General features: G+C 41.6%; 17 protein-coding genes, 1 pseudogene and 1 other annotated feature. Of the genes and pseudogenes, 15 read left to right on the top strand and 3 right to left on the bottom strand.

The window, feature by feature from the left end:
• The first annotated feature begins 128 nt into the window (after positions 1-128).
• The gene (parC, locus tag OVN21_RS06570) at positions 129-2609 is read left to right on the top strand and encodes a DNA topoisomerase IV subunit A (protein ID WP_267247771.1); all 2481 of its coding nucleotides are present in this window, start codon (positions 129-131) and stop codon (positions 2607-2609) included.
• Positions 2610-2724: 115 nt separating this feature from the next.
• Complete coding sequence (locus tag OVN21_RS06565) at positions 2725-3762, top strand: branched-chain amino acid aminotransferase (protein WP_267247818.1); 1038 nt, start codon at positions 2725-2727, stop codon at positions 3760-3762.
• A gap of 173 nt (positions 3763-3935) precedes the next feature.
• Here the strand turns inward: OVN21_RS06565 and OVN21_RS06560 are convergent.
• Positions 3936-4900 (bottom strand): annotated as a pseudogene (locus OVN21_RS06560) (transposase).
• A gap of 176 nt (positions 4901-5076) precedes the next feature.
• Positions 5077-5292: a binding site (T-box leader), on the top strand.
• A 118-nt stretch (positions 5293-5410) separates the two neighbouring features.
• Here OVN21_RS06560 and trpX point away from each other — a divergent pair.
• The 12 genes from trpX to OVN21_RS06500 all read left to right on the top strand — a co-directional run bounded on the left by trpX (position 5411) and on the right by OVN21_RS06500 (position 15933).
• The gene (gene trpX / locus OVN21_RS06555) at positions 5411-6406 is read left to right on the top strand and encodes a tryptophan ABC transporter substrate-binding protein (RefSeq protein WP_267247770.1); all 996 of its coding nucleotides are present in this window, start codon (positions 5411-5413) and stop codon (positions 6404-6406) included.
• A 75-nt stretch (positions 6407-6481) separates the two neighbouring features.
• Positions 6482-7348, top strand: a complete 867-nt coding sequence (locus OVN21_RS06550; protein ID WP_267247769.1) for an ABC transporter permease — start codon at positions 6482-6484, stop codon at positions 7346-7348.
• Positions 7345-8103 carry an ABC transporter ATP-binding protein gene (locus OVN21_RS06545; protein WP_267247768.1) on the top strand — a complete coding sequence of 253 codons (759 nt, stop codon included), beginning with the start codon at positions 7345-7347 and terminating at the stop codon, positions 8101-8103. Before OVN21_RS06550 ends, OVN21_RS06545 begins: the two co-directional genes overlap by 4 nt.
• A gap of 195 nt (positions 8104-8298) precedes the next feature.
• Positions 8299-10059 carry a DNA primase gene (dnaG, locus tag OVN21_RS06540; protein ID WP_267247767.1) on the top strand — a complete coding sequence of 587 codons (1761 nt, stop codon included), beginning with the start codon at positions 8299-8301 and terminating at the stop codon, positions 10057-10059.
• A gap of 2 nt (positions 10060-10061) precedes the next feature.
• Positions 10062-11171 (top strand): RNA polymerase sigma factor RpoD, encoded by a 1110-nt coding sequence (rpoD, locus tag OVN21_RS06535; RefSeq protein WP_267247766.1) that lies wholly within the window; start codon positions 10062-10064, stop codon positions 11169-11171.
• Positions 11172-11185: 14 nt separating this feature from the next.
• A complete protein-coding gene (locus OVN21_RS06530; RefSeq protein WP_000331934.1) occupies positions 11186-11515 on the top strand; it encodes a metal-sulfur cluster assembly factor in 330 nt (109 codons plus the stop codon).
• A gap of 112 nt (positions 11516-11627) precedes the next feature.
• Positions 11628-12671 (top strand): glycosyltransferase family 4 protein, encoded by a 1044-nt coding sequence (locus OVN21_RS06525; RefSeq protein WP_267247817.1) that lies wholly within the window; start codon positions 11628-11630, stop codon positions 12669-12671.
• Positions 12672-12679: 8 nt separating this feature from the next.
• Positions 12680-14005 (top strand): glycosyltransferase family 4 protein, encoded by a 1326-nt coding sequence (locus OVN21_RS06520; RefSeq protein WP_267247765.1) that lies wholly within the window; start codon positions 12680-12682, stop codon positions 14003-14005.
• A 20-nt stretch (positions 14006-14025) separates the two neighbouring features.
• Positions 14026-14214: a PspC domain-containing protein gene (locus tag OVN21_RS06515; RefSeq protein WP_000735791.1), complete on the top strand. Its 189-nt coding sequence runs from the start codon at positions 14026-14028 to the stop codon at positions 14212-14214.
• Between the two features lie 30 nt (positions 14215-14244).
• Positions 14245-14379, top strand: coding sequence for a DUF4044 domain-containing protein (locus OVN21_RS06510; protein WP_267247764.1), 135 nt, complete (start codon positions 14245-14247; stop codon positions 14377-14379).
• 69 nt (positions 14380-14448) lie between these two features.
• Positions 14449-15759: a GTPase ObgE gene (obgE, locus tag OVN21_RS06505; protein WP_267247763.1), complete on the top strand. Its 1311-nt coding sequence runs from the start codon at positions 14449-14451 to the stop codon at positions 15757-15759.
• 9 nt (positions 15760-15768) lie between these two features.
• Entirely contained in the window at positions 15769-15933 is a 165-nt protein-coding gene (locus OVN21_RS06500; RefSeq protein ID WP_000502578.1) for a hypothetical protein, read from the top strand.
• Between the two features lie 35 nt (positions 15934-15968).
• Here the strand turns inward: OVN21_RS06500 and OVN21_RS06495 are convergent, their stop codons facing one another.
• Entirely contained in the window at positions 15969-16439 is a 471-nt protein-coding gene (locus tag OVN21_RS06495) for an arginine repressor (protein ID WP_267247762.1), read from the bottom strand.
• A gap of 18 nt (positions 16440-16457) precedes the next feature.
• Entirely contained in the window at positions 16458-18731 is a 2274-nt protein-coding gene (locus tag OVN21_RS06490) for a Xaa-Pro dipeptidyl-peptidase (protein WP_267247761.1), read from the bottom strand.
• 386 nt (positions 18732-19117) lie between these two features.
• Between OVN21_RS06490 and OVN21_RS06485 the strand changes: the two genes are divergently transcribed.
• Positions 19118-22219 carry a DNA polymerase III subunit alpha gene (locus OVN21_RS06485; protein ID WP_267247760.1) on the top strand — a complete coding sequence of 1034 codons (3102 nt, stop codon included), beginning with the start codon at positions 19118-19120 and terminating at the stop codon, positions 22217-22219.
• The last annotated feature ends 2 nt before the right edge of the window (positions 22220-22221 follow it).

The raw sequence follows: 22221 nt of genomic DNA, 5'->3' as shown, positions 1-22221 counted from the left end.
AGTAACTGAACACGGGACTAATTTCTTAGAAAAAAAGATAAATCGCCTTGGGTTCATCAAACCCTACATCGATTTCCTATTTTTCTACAGAGATTTTCGGCAGACCAAAACGTCCCTTTGTATCTTATATGAGTAATATCCAAAACATGTCCCTAGAGGACATCATGGGAGAGCGCTTTGGTCGCTACTCCAAGTACATTATTCAAGACCGAGCTTTGCCAGATATTCGTGATGGCTTGAAGCCGGTTCAGCGTCGTATTCTTTATTCTATGAATAAGGATGGCAATACCTTTGACAAGAGCTACCGCAAGTCGGCCAAGTCTGTCGGGAATATCATGGGGAATTTCCACCCACACGGGGATTCTTCCATCTATGATGCCATGGTTCGTATGTCTCAGGACTGGAAAAACCGTGAGATTCTAGTTGAAATGCACGGTAATAACGGTTCTATGGACGGAGATCCGCCTGCGGCAATGCGTTATACCGAGGCACGTTTATCTGAAATTGCTGGGTATCTTCTTCAAGATATCGAGAAAAAGACAGTTCCTTTTGCATGGAACTTTGACGATACTGAGAAAGAACCCACTGTTTTGCCAGCAGCCTTTCCAAACCTCTTAGTCAATGGTTCGACTGGGATTTCTGCTGGTTATGCCACAGACATTCCTCCCCATAATTTGGCTGAGGTTATCGATGCTACAATTTACATGATTGACCACCCAACAGCCAAGGTGGATAAACTCATGGAATTCTTGCCTGGACCAGACTTCCCTACAGGGGCTATCATTCAGGGTCGTGATGAAATTAAAAAGGCCTATGAAACTGGGAAAGGGCGCGTGGTCGTTCGCTCTAAAACTGAGATTGAAAAGTTAAAAGGTGGTAAGAAGCAAATCGTTATCACTGAGATTCCTTATGAAATCAATAAGGCTAATCTAGTCAAGAAAATCGATGATGTTCGTGTTAATAACAAGGTGGCAGGTATTGCTGAGATTCGTGATGAGTCTGACCGTGACGGTCTTCGTATCGCTATCGAACTAAAGAAAGAGGCGAATACGGAGCTTGTCCTCAACTATCTCTTCAAATACACCGACCTACAAATCAACTACAACTTTAACATGGTGGCGATTGACAATTTCACACCTCGTCAGGTAGGCATTGTTCCAATTTTGTCTAGCTACATTGCCCACCGTCGTGAAGTGATTCTGGCCCGTTCACGCTTTGACAAGGAAAAGGCTGAGAAACGCCTTCACATTGTTGCAGGTTTGATTCGCGTGATTTCGATTTTGGACGAAGTCATTGCCCTTATCCGTGCTTCTGAGAACAAGGCTGACGCTAAGGAAAACCTCAAGGTCAGCTATGATTTTACAGAAGAGCAGGCTGAGGCTATCGTTACCTTGCAACTTTACCGTTTGACCAATACAGACGTGGTTGTTTTGCAGGAAGAAGAAGCAGAACTCCGTGAGAAGATTGCCATGCTTGCGGCGATCATCGATGATGAACGTACCATGTATAATCTCATGAAGAAAGAACTCCGTGAGGTCAAAAAGAAATTTGCGACACCACGTTTGAGCACTTTAGAAGACACTGCGAAAGCAATCGAGATTGACACAGCTAGTCTTATCGCTGAAGAAGACACTTACGTCAGTGTAACAAAGGCAGGTTACATCAAGCGTACCAGTCCACGTTCCTTTGCAGCTTCCACCCTGGAAGAAATTGGCAAACGTGATGATGACCGTTTAATTTTTGTTCAATCTGCCAAGACAACGCAACATCTCTTGATGTTCACGACTCTTGGGAATGTCATTTATCGACCAATCCATGAATTGGCAGATATACGTTGGAAGGACATCGGAGAGCATCTGAGCCAAACCATCACAAACTTTGAAACGAATGAAGAAATCCTTTATGTAGAAGTCTTGGATCAGTTTGATGATGCGACAACTTATTTTGCAGCGACTCGTCTTGGTCAAATCAAACGCGTAGAACGCAAAGAATTCTCTCCATGGCGGACCTATAAGTCTAAGTCTGTCAAGTATGCTAAGCTCAAAGACGAGACAGACCAGATTATAGCAGTGGCTCCGATTAAACTTGATGATGTACTCTTGATTAGCCAAAACGCTTATGCCCTTCGTTTCAATATCGAGGAGGTTCCGGTTGTCGGAGCCAAGGCTGCGGGTGTCAAGGCTATGAACTTGAAAGAAGATGATGCACTTCAGGCTGCCTTCATCTGTAATACCTCATCCTTCTACCTCTTGACCCAACGTGGAAGTTTGAAACGCGTTTCCATTGAGGAAATTCCAGCGACCAGCCGTGCCAAGCGAGGTCTACAAGTCTTGCGTGAGTTGAAAAACAAACCGCACCGTGTCTTCTTAGCAGGAGCAGTTGCAGAGCAAGGACTTGTAGGTGATCTCTTCAGTACAGAAGTAGAAGAGAACGACCAAACTCTGCTTGTCCAATCGAATAAAGGAACAGTCTATGAAATCCGATTGCAAGACTTGAGTCTGTCAGAACGTACTAGTAATGGAAGTTTTATCTCAGGTACCATTTCAGATGAGGAAGTTTTCGATGCTTACCTCAAAGAAGTTTTTAAAGAGGACAAAACAAATTCGTAAAAAGAATCAGTCCAGAGGGCTGATTCTTTTATGTTGAAAAAAATTTCAGAAAATTACAAATAATACTTGAAATTTTACTAGAAAAGTGTAGAATAAAACACATAGTTTGAATAGTATAAAGGAGAAACACATGACAGTTGCAATTGATTGGGCAAACCTTGGATTTTCTTATATGAAATTACCTTATCGCTATATCGCTCATTACAAGGATGGTCAATGGGATCAAGGAGAATTGACAGAGGATGCGACCTTGCATATTTCAGAGTCTTCTCCAAGTCTTCACTATGGACAGCAAGCATTTGAAGGATTGAAAGCCTATCGTACGAAGGATGGCAGTATTCAACTTTTCCGTCCTGATGAAAATGCCAAGCGTCTGCAACGTACCTGTGATCGTCTCTTGATGCCCCAAGTTCCGACAAAAATGTTTGTAAATGCTTGTAAAGCAGTTGCCCGCGTAAATGAAGAATACGTTCCACCATATGGAACAGGTGGAACCCTTTATCTTCGTCCTCTCTTGATTGGTGTCGGAGATATCATCGGGGTAAAACCAGCAGAAGAGTATATTTTCACCATTTTTGCTATGCCAGTTGGAAATTACTTTAAAGGTGGTTTAGTTCCAACCAACTTCTTGATCCAGGATGAATACGACCGTGCAGCTCCACATGGTACGGGTGCGGCTAAGGTTGGTGGGAACTATGCTGCGAGTCTTTTGCCAGGTAAGTTGGCCAAATCACGTCATTTCTCAGATGTTATCTACCTAGACCCATCTACACATACAAAGATTGAAGAAGTCGGATCAGCTAACTTCTTTGGAATCACGGCAGACAATGAATTTGTTACACCATTAAGCCCATCAATCTTGCCATCTATTACCAAGTACTCTTTGCTTTACCTGGCAGAGCACCGCTTGGGCTTGACACCGATTGAAGGCGATGTCCCAATCGATAATTTGGAGCGTTTTGTAGAGGCAGGAGCTTGTGGTACAGCAGCAGTTATTTCTCCAATTGGGGGGATCCAACATGGCGATGATTTCCATGTTTTCTATAGCGAAATAGAAGTAGGTCCTGTTACACGTAAACTCTATGATGAATTGACCGGTATCCAATTTGGTGATGTGGAAGCACCAGAGGGATGGATTGTCAAAGTGGATTAAATAAAACAGGCTAAGTTCCGCTGGTTTTACTCATGCTTGATTTCATCGCTTTTGTAGTCGAAAGGAATCGAAAAAAGAGGGCACAAAATCCCCTCATCTGAAAGCATTTCAGATTAAGTTCCGCTATGGTGGAAGTTAGAGTGAGACGTTTGAATGGGGTTGAAGGTTCGTTTTTAGAACCTCTGTTGAAGTAATTTAGAAGATTGACAGCCGTCTTCTGCAGGTATTTTAGAAATGCCGAGAAGCTTAGGAATCCCTTCTCCGTAAGTAAAGGCAAAGAGTTCATAGGCTGACTTTCCATTCAAAGCAGCTTGTTTGACACTGTTGACATGCGAACAGAGGAGATGGATGTCCTCTTGAATGAAGTTGTCAAAAGAAGTTCCTTTAGGTAGAAGGTCGCGAATCAGCGTGTGATTTTTCTCAATTCTCCCTTTCTGGTCAGAGCGATTAGGGTCACAAAAGAAAAGTTTACTTTCTCCTCGAATATCCATTTCGATGTCATCGCCCCTGGCAAACTCTCCACCATTATCTGTCAGAATGACGGGAAAGAGTTGGAAAAAGTCTTTGTTCGCTTCGTAAAGAGTGTTCTTAATATCATGAGGTGTTTGGTAACCGCAAGGGCAGTTTGATTCTCCAGCAGCCTAGCGAAGATAAAGTTACAGAAGGAAAGATTGAAGGTGACTAGGATTTTACCTCCCATTCTGCCCATAACCGTGTCCATTTCCAGCCATGAGTCTAGTTGATTCAGGGCTAAATAGATTTGAAAATCCTCAGAGGAACGGTTTTTTAGCTTCTTTAGGGATGGAAGGTAGCTTATTTTTCCGTCTTTCTTTAAATTTAACGGCTCTGGCTAGGTCAATAGGAGCGATAGATAGGTATCCTTTTCGGAGTCCCAGAAAGTCTGAGAATTGAGAGGAGTTCCTTCACGAGCCTCGACAAGAGTTTGTTCGTATTGTTGAGGACAAGGAAGGTTATCACATGTAGATTCTCTAACTTGTCTGTTTCGTTTGACTTCTTTTGAAACAGTAGTTGGGTCTTTTAGAATGGATTGTCCAATAGTTTTGAAGGTTTCATCGCGCTCTAAGCCTAGTTGGACATCATTACGGTCTGAAAGGGTAAGGTGTTTCTGTTTGGTCAGAGTAGATCTCATTTCTAACTCAAACGTCTCACACTTAATTCCACCATAAAAATCCGTTTTAGACGAACTTCCACTTCGGTCAGGAAAGTGGAAGTTACTTTGAGAAGTTACCAGTTTTTGAATTGTTTGAAAAATTCTAAAAATAGCCTTGACAAGTAGTTGAAAAATGATATAATTTAAACATTCAGAAAGTAATTATGCTCATTTTTAAGAGAGTCTGTGGTTGGTGAAAGCAGATAGATGAAAGTGATGAAATTGGGCTGAATGTTATTAAGAATTTGAAATCATAAAAATTCGGTGAGCACACCTTACAGTGCAATTCGTTATTGCGATAAAGAGCGATAGGGATATTTCCTATAATTGAGGTGGCACCGCGCATCGACGTCCTCACACAAGTTTTTTGTGTGAGGACTTTTTTGATGGTGAGGAAAGATATTGGAGTTTAAACGATGGCGTCGCTTGTTTTGAGTGAAAAGAGTATTATACAAGTGATTTAAAAGGAGAAAAAGTATGAAAAATAAATGTTTAATGGGAATTATCGCTGGATTAGCAGTATTGGTAGTGGCTAGCTTGATTTATTCATCAATGAACAAGCCTGCAGCTAAGGAAGAGCAAAAGGTTGCTAAGGTTGGTGTCCTTCAGTTTGTTAGCCACCCATCCTTGGACTTGATTTACCAAGGGATTCAAGATGGACTAGCTGAAGAAGGCTATAAGGACGACCAAGTAAAAATCGACTTTATGAACTCAGAAGGTGATCAGAGCAAGGTTGCAAGCATGAGTAAACAATTGGTGGCAAACGGGAATGACCTTGTTGTTGGGATTGCAACACCAGCTGCTCAAGGACTTGCTAGTGCTACAAAAGACCTACCTGTTATCATGGCTGCTATTACAGACCCAATCGGTGCTAACTTGGTCAAAGATTTGAAAAAACCAGGTGGCAACATCACGGGGGTATCAGACCATAACCCAGCTGAACAACAAGTAGAGTTGATTAAAACCCTCACACCAAATGTCAAAACAATCGGAGCTCTTTACTCAAGCAGTGAAGATAACTCAAAAACACAGGTAGAAGAATTCAAGGCTTATGCTGAAAAAGCAGGTTTGGCAGTCGAAACCTTTGCCGTTCCATCAACAAATGAAATTGCTTCAACAGTCAATGTTATGACAAGCAAGGTTGACGCTATCTGGATTCCAATCGATAACTCTATTGCTTCGGCCTTCTCAACTGTTGTATCAAGCAACCAATCAGCTAAAAAACCAATCTACCCAAGCGCAACTGCCATGGTAGAAGCTGGTGGTTTGGCATCAGTTGTAGTTGACCAACACGACCTTGGTGTGGCAACAGGTAAAATGATTGCGCAAGTCTTGAAAGGTGCAAAACCAGCTGATACTCCAGTCAATGTCTTTTCAACTGGCAAATCAGTTATCAACAAAAAATTGGCACAAGAACTTGGAATCACCATTCCTGAATCAGTTTTAAAAGAAGCAGGACAAGTGATTGAATAATTTATAACGGAGGAGTTGGGGACATCTTCTCCAATTTTTTACAATAGAAATCGTATAGAAAAGGTTAAGAAACAGATGATATTATCTATTATTTCTCAAGGATTTGTCTGGGCTATTTTAGGTCTGGGAATCTTTATGACATTTAGGATTTTGAACTTTCCAGATATGACGACAGAGGGTTCCTTCCCTCTTGGGGGAGCTGTTGCTGTCACTTTGATAACGAAAGGCGTGAATCCATTTTTAGCGACACTTGTTGCTGTAGGAGCAGGTTGTTTGGCTGGAATGGCAGCAGGACTTCTTTATACAAAAGGGAAGATCCCAACCTTGCTCTCAGGGATTTTGGTGATGACTTCCTGTCACTCTATCATGCTCTTGATTATGGGACGTGCAAATTTAGGACTGCTTGGAACAAAGCAAATTCAGGATGTTTTGCCTTTTGCTTCAGATTTGAACCAACTCTTGACAGGTCTTATCTTTGTCAGTCTTATCATTGCTCTCATGCTCTTTTTCTTGGACACCAAACTCGGACAAGCCTATATTGCTACAGGTGACAATCCTGATATGGCTAGAAGTTTCGGGATTCATACTGGACGCATGGAGCTCATGGGATTGGTCTTATCAAATGGTGTGATTGCCCTTGCAGGAGCTCTCATTGCCCAGCAAGAAGGGTATGCCGATGTATCTCGAGGAATCGGGGTTATCGTTGTGGGGCTTGCAAGTCTGATAATTGGAGAAGTTATCTTCAAAAGTTTGAGCTTGGCGGAGCGTCTGGTTGCCATCGTTGTAGGGTCTATTGCTTATCAGTTCCTCGTCTGGGCAGTTATTGCGCTTGGCTTTAATACAAGTTACCTTCGTCTATATAGTGCCGTTATTTTAGCAGTCTGCCTCATGATTCCTACATTTAAGCAAAACATCTTGAAAGGAGCCAAGTTAAGTAAATGACAGCAATTGTAGAATTAAAAAATGCAACCAAAGTCGTTAAAAATGGCTTTGATGAAGAAAAGATTATTTTAAATGATGTTTCCTTAGAAATTTTCGAACATGATTTCATTACCATCCTAGGTGGAAATGGAGCTGGAAAGTCAACGCTTTTTAACACCATTGCAGGTACCTTACCTTTAACAAGTGGAAGTATCCGAATCATGGGGGAGGATGTGACGCATTTTTCACCCGAAAAGCGGGCTAAGTACTTGTCTCGTGTTTTTCAGGATCCTAAGATGGGTACGGCTCCCCGTATGACGGTGGCGGAAAATCTCTTGATTGCCAAGTTTCGTGGTGAGAAGAGAGGACTCCTTCCTAGAAGGCTTTTAAGTCACCGCGAGGAGTTTCAGGCAACCATTGAAAAAGTGGGAAATGGCCTTGAAAAACATCTCGACACTCCTATTGAATTTCTATCAGGTGGACAACGTCAGGCCTTGAGTCTCTTGATGGCAACCTTGAAACGACCAGAGTTGCTCTTGTTGGATGAACACACAGCCGCCCTTGACCCCAAAACGAGTGTGGCCTTGATGGAATTAACAGGTGACTTTGTCAACAAGGATCATCTAACAGCCTTGATGATTACCCACCATATGGAAGATGCATTGAAGTATGGAAATCGTCTGATAGTCATGAAGGAAGGCCGTATCATCCAAGACCTCAATAAAGAGGAAAAATCTAAGATGAAAATTTCAGACTACTATCAATTATTTGAATAGATGAGTTAAATAATCATCAAAAAATAGTGAAGAAAAACTTAGAAGTCTGGAGGTGTTTCTGAGTTTTTTATCTTCCATTTCAATCTGGAAAATATAGCAAAGAGAATTCCGTAAAGCGTATGAAATGGTTTACTTTTTTTCAGAAATAAGCTATACTAGTTAACGTAAAACTATGATAAGATGGAGGTATTGTGTATGGTTGACAAGCAAGTTATTGAAGAAATCAAAAACAATGCCAACATTGTGGAAGTCATAGGCGACGTGATTTCTTTACAAAAGGCTGGACGGAACTATTTAGGGCTCTGTCCTTTTCATGGTGAGAAGACCCCCTCTTTCAACGTTGTGGAAGACAAGCAGTTTTATCATTGCTTCGGCTGTGGTCGTTCAGGAGATGTTTTTAAGTTCATCGAAGAATACCAAGGTGTGTCCTTTATGGAAGCCGTTCAGCTCTTAGGGGAGCGCGTCGGTATTCAATTAGCCATGCCTGTCCAGTCTCGTCCTCAACAGGCTTCGCCTCATCAAGCTTTATATGATATGCATGAAGAAGCTGCCCGTTTTTATCATGCAATTCTCATGACGACCAAGATGGGAGAAGAAGCAAGGGCTTATCTCTACAAACGTGGATTGACGGATGATGTTCTGAAGCACTTCCAGATTGGACTGGCTCCAGCAGAGAGAACCTATCTCTACCAACGTTTATCTGACAAGTTTGAGGAAAAGGATTTACTGGATTCGGGTTTGTTTTATCTGTCAGATGGCAATCAATTTTATGATACTTTTTTCGGGCGTATCATCTTTCCTTTGACCAATGACAAGGGGCAGGTTATTGCCTTTTCAGGTCGTATCTGGCAAGAAACGGATACTCAGACTGCCAAGTATAAAAATAGTCGTTCGACTGCAATTTTTAACAAGAGTTACGAATTGTATCATTTGGACAAGGCAAAAAAGGGAACAGGTAAGGTCACAGAGCTCTATCTGATGGAAGGCTTCATGGATGTGATTGCAGCCTGCCGTGCTGGTATAGAAAATGCTGTGGCTTCCATGGGAACAGCTTTAAGTAAGGAGCATGTTGACCACCTCAAACGCTTTACCAAAAAAATTGTTCTCAGCTATGATGGTGACAAGGCAGGACAGGCAGCGACAGCCAAGGCATTAGAGGAGTTAAAAGACTTTTCAGTGGAGGTTGTTCGAGTACCTGATGCCATGGACCCAGATGAGTATTTGCAAAAGAATTCTGCTGAAGATCTGGCTTACCTTTTAACAAAGACTCGGGTCAGTCCTATAGAGTTCTATATTCACCAGCTCAAGCCTGAAAATAGTGATAACTTACAGGCACAAATTGAGTTCATTGAAAAGATAGCTCCCTTGATCGCCAAGGAAAAGTCTATCACTGCCCAGAATTCTTATATCCACATTCTGGCGGATAATCTACCTTCCTTTGATTACCAGCAGGTGGAGCAGATTGTAAATGAAAGTCGAATTGTTCAAAGGCAGGAGAGAGTCAAAGAGGAGCAACCTCCGGCAGCGATTAGTTTACCTGTAACGCGGCAACTGACAGCAGTCATGAGAGCAGAGGCTCATCTCCTCTATAGGATGGCTGAGAATCCAGTTGTTTTGAATGATTATCGATTAAGAGAAGATTTTTTCTTTGATACCCCAGAATTTCAGATTCTTTACGAATTATTAAGTGAGCAGGGAGAAATCGGCTCAGAGGAGCTTTCTCATCAGACGCCTGAAGTTGAAAATGCTTGGTACCAAGTGCTTAGCCTGGATTTGCCAGCTGAGATGTCGCCTCAGGAGCTAGTAGAAGTCGAAGCGACTCGGAACCGAGCCCTCCTCAGCAAGGACAACTTAAGAATTAAAAAGAAAGTGCAGGAAGCTAGTCATGTAGGAGACACAGACACAGCCTTGGAAGAATTGCAACGATTTATTTCCCAAAAGAGAAGAATGGAGTAATAATGGCAACAAAACAAAAAGAAGTAACGACAATTGATGTGCAAGTAGCAGACTTTATCCGTAATCACAAAAAGACAGGAACAGCAACAGACGACGAAATCAATTCAAGTCTGGTTATTCCTTTTACCCTTGATGCAGATGGCATTGAAGACCTTTTGCAACGGATTCAGGATGCTGGAATTTCTATCACAGATAACGAAGGAAATCCAAGTGCGCGTGTGCTTAGTGCAGAAGAAGAGCCAGAACTCAGTGATGAGGACTTGATTGGCTCAACTTCTGCCAAGGTTAATGACCCTGTCCGTATGTATTTGAAGGAAATCGGGGTTGTTCCTCTCTTGACCAACGAAGAGGAAAAAGAATTGGCTCTTGCTGTTGAGGCAGGTGATATTGAAGCCAAACAACGTCTTGCCGAAGCCAACCTTCGTTTGGTGGTTTCCATCGCTAAGCGCTACGTAGGGCGTGGCATGCAGTTTCTTGACTTGATTCAAGAAGGAAACATGGGCTTGATGAAGGCTGTGGACAAGTTTGACTATTCAAAAGGGTTTAAGTTTTCTACGTATGCAACTTGGTGGATTCGTCAGGCAATCACTCGTGCCATCGCCGACCAGGCCCGCACTATTCGTATCCCTGTTCACATGGTTGAAACCATTAATAAGCTTGTCCGTGAACAGCGTAATCTTCTTCAAAAATTGGGACAAGATCCGACACCTGAACAAATCGCTGAACGTATGGATATGACACCTGATAAGGTGCGTGAAATCTTGAAGATTGCCCAAGAACCAGTATCGCTTGAAACACCGATTGGTGAAGAGGACGATAGCCATCTTGGGGACTTTATCGAAGACGAAGTGATTGAAAATCCAGTAGACTACACAACTCGTATCGTCTTACGTGAGCAGTTGGATGAAGTCTTGGATACACTCACAGACCGTGAAGAAAACGTCTTGCGCCTTCGTTTTGGTTTGGACGACGGGAAAATGCGTACTCTTGAAGATGTTGGTAAAGTCTTTAACGTGACTCGTGAACGTATCCGTCAAATCGAGGCCAAGGCTTTGAGAAAATTGCGCCAACCAAGTCGCAGCAAGCCCCTTCGTGATTTTATTGAAGACTAAGAGTGAGGAATAATATGGCTTATACAGAAGAGCAAATTGAAACGATTAAAACTCGTATTTTGACTGCCTTGGAAGAGGTCATCGACCCTGAGTTGGGAATTGATATTGTCAACCTAGGTTTGATTTATGAGATTCGTTTTGATGGTGAAACAGGTCACACGGAAATTGATATGACCTTGACAACTATGGGCTGCCCACTGGCTGACCTCTTAACAGACCAGATACACGATGCAATGACAGAGGTGCCTGAGGTAACCAATATCGAAGTCAAGTTGGTCTGGTATCCAGCCTGGACGGTTGAAAAAATGAGTCGCTATGCGCGTATCGCCCTAGGAATTAAGTAATCTATTGAAAAATTGCGAGAGACGATTGGAAAAGAGAGGGGCTCCTCCATTTTCCTCTGGTCTCTTCTTTCTTTTACTGATTTTCTTGAAATAAAATGGTATAATGAGTAGTATGGAAAACAAAAAATTGCGTATTAATATGCTAAGTTCAAGTGAAAAAGTGGCTGGTCAAGGAGTGTCAGGAGCCTACCGTGAATTGGTGAGTCTCCTTCATCGTGATGCCAAAAATCAGTTGATTGTTACGGAGAATCTTTCTGTAGAGGCAGATGTAACCCACTTTCACACCATTGATTTCCCTTATTATTTATCCACATTTCAAAAGAAGCGCTCTGGGAGAAAAGTTGGCTATGTGCATTTCTTACCTGAGACACTCGAGGGGAGTTTGACAATTCCATTTTTCTTAAAAGGAATAGTCAAACGCTATGTTTTTTCCTTTTACAATCGGATGGAACACTTGGTGGTGGTCAATCCCATGTTTATCGAGGATCTAGTTGCTGCGGGTATTCCACGAGAAAAAATAACTTATATTCCCAATTTTGTAAATAAGGGAAAATGGCATCCATTGCCAGCTGACCAAGTAGCAAAACTTCGTCAGGAAATGGATCTCGCCAAAGATCAGTTTGTCGTGGTTGGTGCGGGTCAGGTTCAGAAACGAAAAGGGATAGATGACTTTATCCGTCTTGCTGAAGAATTGCCAGAAATTACCTTTATCTGGGCTGGTGGTTTTTCATTTGGTGGAATAACAGATGGTTATGAACGCTATAAGAAGATTATGGACAATCCACCTAAAAATCTAATTTTCCCAGGTATTGTGTCACCGGAGAGGATGCGGGAACTGTATGCTTTAGCTGATTTGTTCTTACTACCTAGCTATAATGAACTATTCCCTATGACCATCTTAGAGGCAGCTAGTTGCGAGGCTCCTATTATGTTAAGGGATTTGGACCTGTATAAGGTTATTCTTGATGGAAATTATCGTGCTACAAGTGATGTCTCTGAGATGAGAGAAGCAATCCTAGAATATAAAGAAAATCCTGAGGCGTTGAAAGAATTGAAAGAAAAAGCGAAAAGGATATCTAAGCAGTATTCAGAAGAGCGTTTACTGGGAATTTGGTTAAAATTTTATCGGGAACAGGCTGATCTAGGTAAAAAGTGAGGTAATCTATGCGAATTGGTTTATTTACAGACACCTATTTTCCTCAGGTTTCCGGGGTTGCGACCAGTATTCGAACCTTGAAAACAGAGCTTGAGAAGCAAGGTCATGCAGTTTTTATCTTTACAACAACAGATAAAGATGTGAACCGCTACGAGGATTGGCAAATTATTCGAATTCCGAGTGTCCCTTTCTTTGCATTTAAGGATCGACGATTTGCCTATCGTGGTTTTACAAAGGCACTTGAAATTGCCAAGCAGTATCAGCTAGATATCATTCACACCCAGACAGAATTTTCACTTGGATTATTAGGGATTTGGATTGCACGAGAATTGAGAATTCCTGTTATCCATACCTACCATACCCAGTACGAAGACTATGTGCATTATATTGCTAAGGGGATGTTGATTCGTCCAAGTATGGTAAAATATCTGGTACGTGGTTTCCTTCGTGATGTAGATGGAGTAATCTGTCCTAGCGAGATTGTTCGGGACCTTTTATCTAAATACAAAGTGAAGGTTGAAAAACGTGTCATTCCAACCGGAATTGAGCTAGCTAAGTTTGAACGACCTGAGATTAAAGAGGAAAACTTGCAAGAACTTCGTTCGAAGTTAGGTATTCAGGAAGATGAGAAAATGTTACTGAGCCTTTCGCGTATCTCCCTTGAGAAGAATATCCAAGCAGTCCTAGATGCTTTTGCTGAAATATTGAAAGAAGAAGACAAGGTGAAGCTGGTTGTTGCTGGAGACGGTCCTTATCTGGACAGTCTGAAAGAACAAGCAGAGAAATTAAACATACAAGAACATGTGATCTTTACAGGTATGATTGCTCCAAGTGAAACAGCCTTGTACTATAAGGCGGCAGATTTCTTCATCTCTGCCTCTACTAGTGAAACCCAAGGATTAACTTATCTAGAGAGTTTAGCCAGTGGAACGCCCGTCATTGCTCATGGCAATCCTTATCTTGATAACCTGATCAGTGACAAAATGTTTGGAACCCTCTACTATGGAGAACGAGAACTTGCAGGAGCTATTCTTGAAGCATTGATCGCTACCCCTGATATGTCTGAACAAAAGTTGGCGGATAAGTTGTACGAAATTTCGGCTGAAAACTTTGGGAAACGAGTTCATGAGTTTTACCTTGATGCCATTATCTCAAATAACTTTGAACATGAATTGCATGATGGAAAACCTGTTAGTCAGCGCTTTTTGAAAACGATTTTATATCTACCCCAACAGGCTGTTACAAGTCCAGTAAAAGAGTCTAAGCGTATTTTGCGGGCTTCTCGGAAGCAATTATCCAGCATCAGAGATTATTGGAAAGATGAATTCAAATAATAGAATAAGAGGAAAATACTATGAAAAAATTAATGCGAAGTGGAAAAAACCAAATAATTGGTGGAGTTTGTGCAGGAGTTGCCCATTATTTTGATATTGATCCAACAATTGTTCGTGTTGTTTGGGGTGTTCTTGCATTTTGTTATGGAGCAGGAATCCTTGCTTACATCATTTTATGGGTGGTTGCCCCCGTTTCGACAGACTATTAAATTAGAATTATAAAGTGAAAAGGAGAAGTTATGGCTTTTGGAGATAACGGAAAACGTAAAAAAACATTGTTTGAGAAAGTGACACTTGTTGTCGTGCTTATCATGTTGTTTGTAACCCTTGCTGGTATTTTTGCGACAGCGCTTGGAGCATTTAGCAGCTTCTAAGCAAGCTGCGAGGATAGAAACAATAACTAATGACTGGGTTCTCCCAGCCTTTTTAAAGTGAGAAGAAATATGAGTATGTTTTTAGATACAGCCAAGATTAAGGTCAAGGCTGGTAATGGTGGCGATGGCATGGTTGCTTTTCGCCGTGAAAAATATGTCCCGAATGGTGGCCCTTGGGGAGGTGATGGTGGACGTGGAGGTAACGTTGTTTTTGTTGTAGATGAAGGCTTGCGTACCTTGATGGATTTCCGCTATAACCGTCATTTCAAGGCTGATTCTGGTGAAAAAGGAATGACCAAAGGAATGCACGGACGTGGTGCAGAAGACCTTCGTGTTCGTGTGCCACAGGGAACTACTGTACGTGATGCAGAAACAGGTAAAGTCATTACAGACTTGATTGCACATGGTCAAGAATTTATCGTGGCTCATGGCGGTCGAGGTGGTCGTGGGAATATCCGTTTTGCAACACCCAAAAATCCTGCGCCTGAAATCTCTGAGAATGGAGAACCGGGTCAAGAACGTGAGTTACAACTGGAATTGAAGATTCTAGCTGATGTTGGTCTAGTCGGTTTCCCATCTGTCGGAAAGTCAACTTTGCTTAGTGTCATTACTTCAGCCAAACCAAAAATCGGTGCCTACCACTTTACGACGATTGTCCCTAATTTGGGTATGGTTCGTACACAGTCAGGTGAATCTTTTGCAGTAGCTGACCTTCCAGGTTTGATTGAAGGGGCTAGTCAAGGTGTTGGTCTTGGAACCCAGTTTCTCCGTCATATCGAACGTACACGAGTTATCCTCCATGTCATCGATATGTCAGCTAGCGAAGGACGTGATCCTTATGAGGATTACCTTGCTATCAATAAAGAATTGGAATCCTACAACCTTCGTCTCATGGAACGTCCGCAGATCATCGTAGCCAACAAGATGGATATGCCTGAAAGTCAGGAAAATCTTAAAACTTTCAAGGAAAAGTTGGCAGCAAACTACGACGAGTTTGAGGAACTTCCAGCTATCTTCCCTATTTCTGGATTGACCAAGCAAGGTTTGGCAACTCTTTTAGATGCAACAGCTGAATTGTTAGACAAGACTCCAGAATTTCCGATTTATGATGAATCCGATATGGAAGAAGAGGCGTACTACGGCTTTGACGAGGAAGAAAAGGCCTTTGAGATTAGTCGTGATGATGATGCGACATGGGTACTTTCTGGTGAGAAACTCATGAAACTCTTTAACATGACCAACTTTGACCGTGACGAATCAGTTATGAAGTTTGCTCGCCAGCTTCGTGGTATGGGGGTTGACGAAGCTCTTCGTGCACGTGGATCCAAAGATGGCGACTTGGTCCGAATCGGTAAATTTGAGTTTGAATTTGTAGACTAGGAGATTGATATGGGAGATAAACCGATATCATTCCGAGATGCAGATGGAAATTTTGTATCTGCAGCAGATGTGTGGAATGAAAAGAAACTAGAAGAATTGTTTAATCGTCTCAACCCTAAACGTGCTCTTCGATTAGCACGTACAAAGAAAGAAGAGACACAGTCCAAGAAATAAAAAATTCCCGTGATTTTTTGATCACGGGATTTGTGTTATTCACCAAAGAAAAATGGTGGTGCGTATTTTTTTAAGCTTTCAAAACAAGCTCGCGCTTTTGCAGCATCTTCACAGATAATCATGCAGACATCATCTCCACAAAGCGTTGCAACGACATCTGGAAAGTCCAAGGAATCAATTACAGATCCAAACGATTGGGCTAAACCGGGTAAAGTTTTTAAAATAACTTGGTGTTGGACAGGACGCAACATAACAAGAGCATCTTCCATATAATTTTCAAGACGTTTTTCCCACTTGGAGATAGAGCCTGTATTTAGCGCGTAGTAAGAATTATCTTCTTCTCGTACTTTTGAAAGGTTCATGGTTTTGATATCGCGTGATAAGGTTGCCTGTGTAACTTGGATATCATTTTCCGCTAACAAGGCTTGTAATTCCGCTTGGGTATGGATTTTATTTTTTGAAACGAGGGCACGAATAAGTTGGTGTCTGTGTTCTGATTTGTTCATAAGTGTTAATAGCTCCTTTTATGAGGGAATAGTGATAGTGGACTGTGCTAAATCAACAGTCAAGTGATAGTCTGTATTATCTCGAATTGTAATCTCAAAATCTGTTGTGTAGAGAACCAAGCGGAGAGTGTCTCCTTCTTTAAGTTTGTAAATAGTTGGTTGGAGCTCTAGCTTGAAGTCCATCCATTCATTTGGTTGGATTTTTTCGATTGTCAAGAGATCATCTCGGTTTTGAAGATTGAGGTAGCCTTTAGTGATGACACGTTGGGCACTTGGATTGAATGGCAGTTCACAGAGATTTTCTAACATGTGGTAACGACCATTGTCAATCGTTCGAACTGATTGAACTACTGGATAGGGTTGAAGGTACTTCTGTTGTCCTAGTTGGAGGACTTGAGCAGACAATAAGCCCTTGCTTATGCTTGATTTGACACGAAGTTTCAGCTCCACTCGCCCATTTAAGTGAATATCTTGATTTACTGGAAGGTCAATGGTAATCTGATTAGCTTTTCCTTGGTAAAGTTCTGTGTTGAAAGTCTGGTAAGTCTTACCATAACGCTCAAAATCTTTTTGATCATACTGGTTTTGAATCACCTTTTCTTCAGTTCCAAGTGGGAAAGTATGCAGTTTATTCTGTTTGCCAAAGTCGTCAATGCTCTGCCATGTTTGCGGTTCAGTATTGTCCTGCCAGATGACAGTAGGAAGTTGATAGCTTGAGTCAAGTCCTAACAATTTCTTACTTAACAAGGCATTCATGGACTCGCGGAAGTCAATCGACTGCCAGTTGTTCATATAGACATGGGCGCCATGATGGAAAAAGAGGTGCTTGTTGATATGAGGTGGAAGAGCATGAAACATCTGGTAAACATGAAGAGGTTTGACATTCCAATCCTGAGAACCATGCGTAAAGACGACTTCAGCTTGAACCTTGTGAGCATTGAGCAGATAGTTGCGGTCATGCCAAAACTGGTTGTAGTCACCAGTCTTGCGATCTAATTGTTCTTTTACCTTCTCTAAGTCTGCCTGATGAGCTTCATTACCACGAATATAATCACCAGCTAGGAGATTACGGGAGTAGGTCAATTCGGCAAGTGAGTCAAAATCCTCACCCGGATAACCACCTGGGCTAGTCACCAGACCATTTTCTCGATAGTAGTTGTACCATGAGGAGATACCCGCTTCTGCGATGATGACTTCTAAGCCATCAACACCAGTGGTCGCAAGACCATTAGACATGGTCCCTAGATAGGAAATCCCTGTTGTTGCGACTTTGCCGTTTGACCAGTCAGCCTTGACTTGACGTTTGCGCGTGTGGTCCGTGAAAGCACGACAACGACCATTGAGCCAATCAATGACATTTTTATAAGCTTCAATCTGCTGGTAGTCCCCATTGGTCATGAGACCTTGGGAATCCCTGGTTCCAACACCCGATACATAGAGATTAGCAAATCCTCGTGGGAGGAAGTAGTCGTTGAGAGTGTATGAGCTATTGATATGAGCTAACTTTTCTTCAGCTTCAGAGACGAGTTCAGCTTGGTCGATAGGCTCGACTAAATTCAGCTTGGGCTCCTCAAGCTCGATGGTGTGGGCAGGTTTGACCTCAAGTTCCCCTTCCATTTTGTAGAGAGCTTTATCGCTAGCTTTGACGTTGGTCCCTTGGTGGTAAGGGCTGGTAGTCATAACTGAAGGAATCTGTCCATCATAACGCGGGCGAATAATGCTGACCTTGACTAAGTCAGGGAGACTGTCTTTATCAGTATCCACACGACTCTCGACGTACACAACTTCACGAATGACATCATGAGTAGAGAAGGTCGCCAAGCTCTTACCGTTAAAGTAGTGGTAGTGATTGTCTTCTAAAATGAGTCCGTCACTAACAAGTTGGTCGATGAACGTATTTCCTTTTTTAGTTCGCGTATTGAGCAATTGATAGAGATTTTCGATGAGATCTCCATAAACAATAGGAAATCCAGTTTCTTTACGGAATTGTTCGGCGTCCTCAAAGTCAACAAGATAGTTAAACCCTAAAAGTTGAAAAACTACCGTGTAGAAAACATCAGCAGTTAATTCACGCTCTGATTGGAAAAAAGTTAATAGATCTGTTTCGTTATCCGTAGCCAAAGTGGATAAGGCATAATCCGTGTTAGAATAAGTGAAAAAACTCCATCGGATGAAGTCCTCAAATTGCTTTTTTAAGGGCAGTTGAGGTGACAATTCCAGACCAAGGCTTGCTAATTCATCTAATTGTTGAGAACTAGAGGTCGGAAGATAGCTAAATTGATTAAAACGCATGATTCTCTCCTTTGAAAACAGACTGCATTTATTATATCAAAAAATAAGGAAAAATGGAATAAATAAACTTTAATGCAAGAAATTTCGTGAAGCGGAATACCTATTTAGTAAGTTATTATAAAACGGTGAATAAATACTATAATAAAAAGCCCTTTCTTAGAATTTTTTATATGTGAAATTGCATATAGAGTCCAACTTTATTATACTTTACTTAGTATAAAAATGTCTAAAATGATATTCAAATCCATCTTATAATATTAAAAATTAAAGGGAAGAAAGACGGAGAGGTTATAAATGCTGATGTTGAAAAGAAAGCATCCGAGTTTCTTCAATATCCAACTTAAAATGGTATAATAGTAGTAAAACGAAAGCAAGGAGGAGAAGAAATGATTGCGCAGCTCGACACCAAGACTGTTTACAGTTTTATGGAAAGTGTGGTTTCGATTGAAAAATATGTACAAACAGCTAAAGAGTATGGCTATTCTCACCTTGCTATTATGGATGTGGATAATCTCTATGGAGCCTATCATTTTTTAGAAGTTACTCGAAAATATGGAATCCAACCTTTAATTGGTCTAGAAATGAACTTGATTATAGACGAGAAGGCGATTTCTTTCCGTTTTCTAGCCCTATCCACTAAAGGTTATCAAGAGTTGATGAAGTTATCCACTTTAAAAATGACTGGACGGAAAAATTGGTCTGACTTCACCTCCCTCCTCGAAGATGTGGCCATTATTGTTCTCTATTTTAATGGAATCGAACAGCTGGATTTGGGGCATGATTATTTTATCGGTGTCAGTCCAGATACTCCTCAAGAAGTCTTTACCAGGCCGATTCTTCCACTCTATCAAGTCAACTCTTTTGAAAAAGAAGACCTACAAGTTTTGCAAATATTGTCGGCAGTCAAGGACAATGTCAGTCTTAGGGAAGTGGATGTGCATTCACAACAAGGGATTTTTTTACCTGCTTCAGATTTAGAAGCTCGATTTAAAAATCGCTTCCCTCAGGCGCTTGCCAATCTACAAGGTCTGATAGAGAATGTAAGCTATCAAATCGACTCAAGTTTAAAACTCCCTCGCTTTAATCCTGCAAGACCAGCAGTAGAAGAACTTCGAGAGAGGGCTGAGCAAGGCTTGAGTGACAAGGGGCTAACCTCAGCTATCTATCGAGAGCGGCTGAATGAAGAGTTGGCTGTGATTCATGATATGGGCTTTGATGACTATTTCCTTGTGGTTTGGGATTTGCTCCGTTTTGGACGTTCACAAGGCTACTATATGGGAATGGGGCGTGGTTCTGCTGTGGGTAGTCTGGTGGCCTACTCACTTGACATTACAGGGATTGATCCGGTTGAAAAGAACCTGATTTTCGAACGCTTTTTAAATCGTGAGCGCTACACCATGCCTGATATTGATATCGACATCCCTGACCTTTATAGACCAGAGTTCATTCGCTATGTTCGTGATCGCTATGGTAGTCAACACGCGGCACAGATTGTCACTTATTCGACCTTTGGAGCAAAACAAGCGATTCGTGATGTTTTCAAACGCTATGGCGTTCCAGAGTACGAATTAACAAATATTACGAAAAAAATCAGTTTCCGAGATACGCTAACGACGGCCTATGAAAAGAATTTGCAATTTAGACAGGTCATCAATAACAAGATTGAATACCAAAAAGCTTTTGAGATTGCTCGAAAGATAGAAGGTTATCCTCGTCAGACCTCTATCCATGCGGCTGGAGTCGTTATGAGTGACCAAGACCTAACGGACTATATCCCGCTCAAATATGGTGAGGATATGCTGATCACCCAGTATGATGCTCATGCAGTTGAAGCAAATGGCCTTCTAAAAATGGATTTCCTAGGTCTGCGTAACTTAACTTTTGTCCAAAAAATGCAGGAATTACTGGCTGAGTCAGAAGGTGTTCATATGAAAATCGAAGAGATTGATTTGGAAGACAAAGCAACCCTGGCCCTCTTTGCTGCTGGAAATACAAAGGGGATTTTCCAATTTGAACAACCTGGTGCCATTCGACTCTTGAAACGAGTTCAGCCACAAGTCTTCGAAGAGGTAGTAGCCACAACCTCCCTCAATAGACCAGGAGCAAGTGATTATATCGATAATTTTGTGGCTCGTAAGCACGGCAAAGAAAAGGTGACGGTGTTGGACCCAGCCCTAGAGGATATTCTCTCATCAACTTATGGTATCATGCTCTATCAAGAACAGGTCATGCAGGTTGCTCAGCGATTTGGAGGCTTCAGTCTTGGTAAAGCTGACATTCTCAGACGAGCCATGGGTAAGAAAAATGCTAAAGAGATGCATTTAATGAAGGAAGATTTTATCACAGGAGCTATGAAACTTGGGCATACAGAAGAAAAAGCCAACCAAGTTTTTGCAGTGATGGAAAAGTTTGCGGGCTACGGATTTAACAGATCCCACGCCTATGCCTACTCAGCGCTGGCTTTCCAGCTAGCTTATTTCAAGACGCACTATCCTGCTATTTTCTTTCAAGTCATGTTGAACTATTCCAGCAGTGATTACATTGTGGATGCATTGCAGATGGGCTTTGAAGTAGCCCCGTTAGCAATCAATAGCATTCCCTATCACGATAAAATTGCTCAGAAGAAAATCTATCTTGGCCTAAAAGCCATTAAGGGCATGCCAAGAGATTTTTCTTACTGGATCATCGAAAATCGTCCTTTTTCAAGTGTGGAAGATTTCGTCACACGTCTCCCCAAGAATTACAAGAAACTGTCGCTTTTGACTCCTTTGGTTGAACTAGGGCTTTTTGATGAATTTGACAAGAATCGTCAGAAAATCTTAGTGAACCTACCAAACTTATTTGTCTTTGTTGAGGAGTTAGGTGGACTCTTTGCAGATACAAACTATAGTTGGACTGAAGCTGATGATTTTACAGAGGCGGAGAAATTTTACAAGGAGCAGGAATTGATTGGGGTAGGTATCAGTGCCCATCCTCTCCAAACTCTTGCCAAACAAGCCCTATATCCGACGACCCCGATCGCTAATCTAACCGAGGGGGATCAAGCCACTCTTCTAGTTGAAGTGCAAAAACTAAAGGTGATTCGAACCAAGAAGGGCGAGAATATGGCCTTTCTACAGGTTCATGATAGTAAGTCTCGGATGGATGTGACTGTATTTTCGGATCAGTATCGAAAATTCGCCTCTATCCTATCTGAAGGGAAATTTTACTATATCAATGGGAAGGTTCAATCTCGAGATGGTCGTTTGCAAATGATTGCACAAGATTTGAAAGAAGCAGTGGCGGAACGATTCTGGATTCAAGTTGAAAATCATGAATACGATAAAGAGATTTCAAATATCCTAGAACAATACAAAGGCTCAATTCCTGTGATTATCAGGTATGAAGAGGAGCAAAAAACAGTTGTTTCTACACGGCATTTTGTAAAAAAAGAGCTTGCCTTACAGGAGAAATTAAAGGAAATTACCATGAAAACGATTTATCGCTAAAA

Source organism: Streptococcus sp. Marseille-Q5986, assembly GCF_946902915.1.
Classification (GTDB): Bacteria; Bacillota; Bacilli; order Lactobacillales; family Streptococcaceae; genus Streptococcus.
Note: the sequence above shows the minus strand (reverse complement) of the source record. Positions and strands in the feature narration are given on the sequence as shown.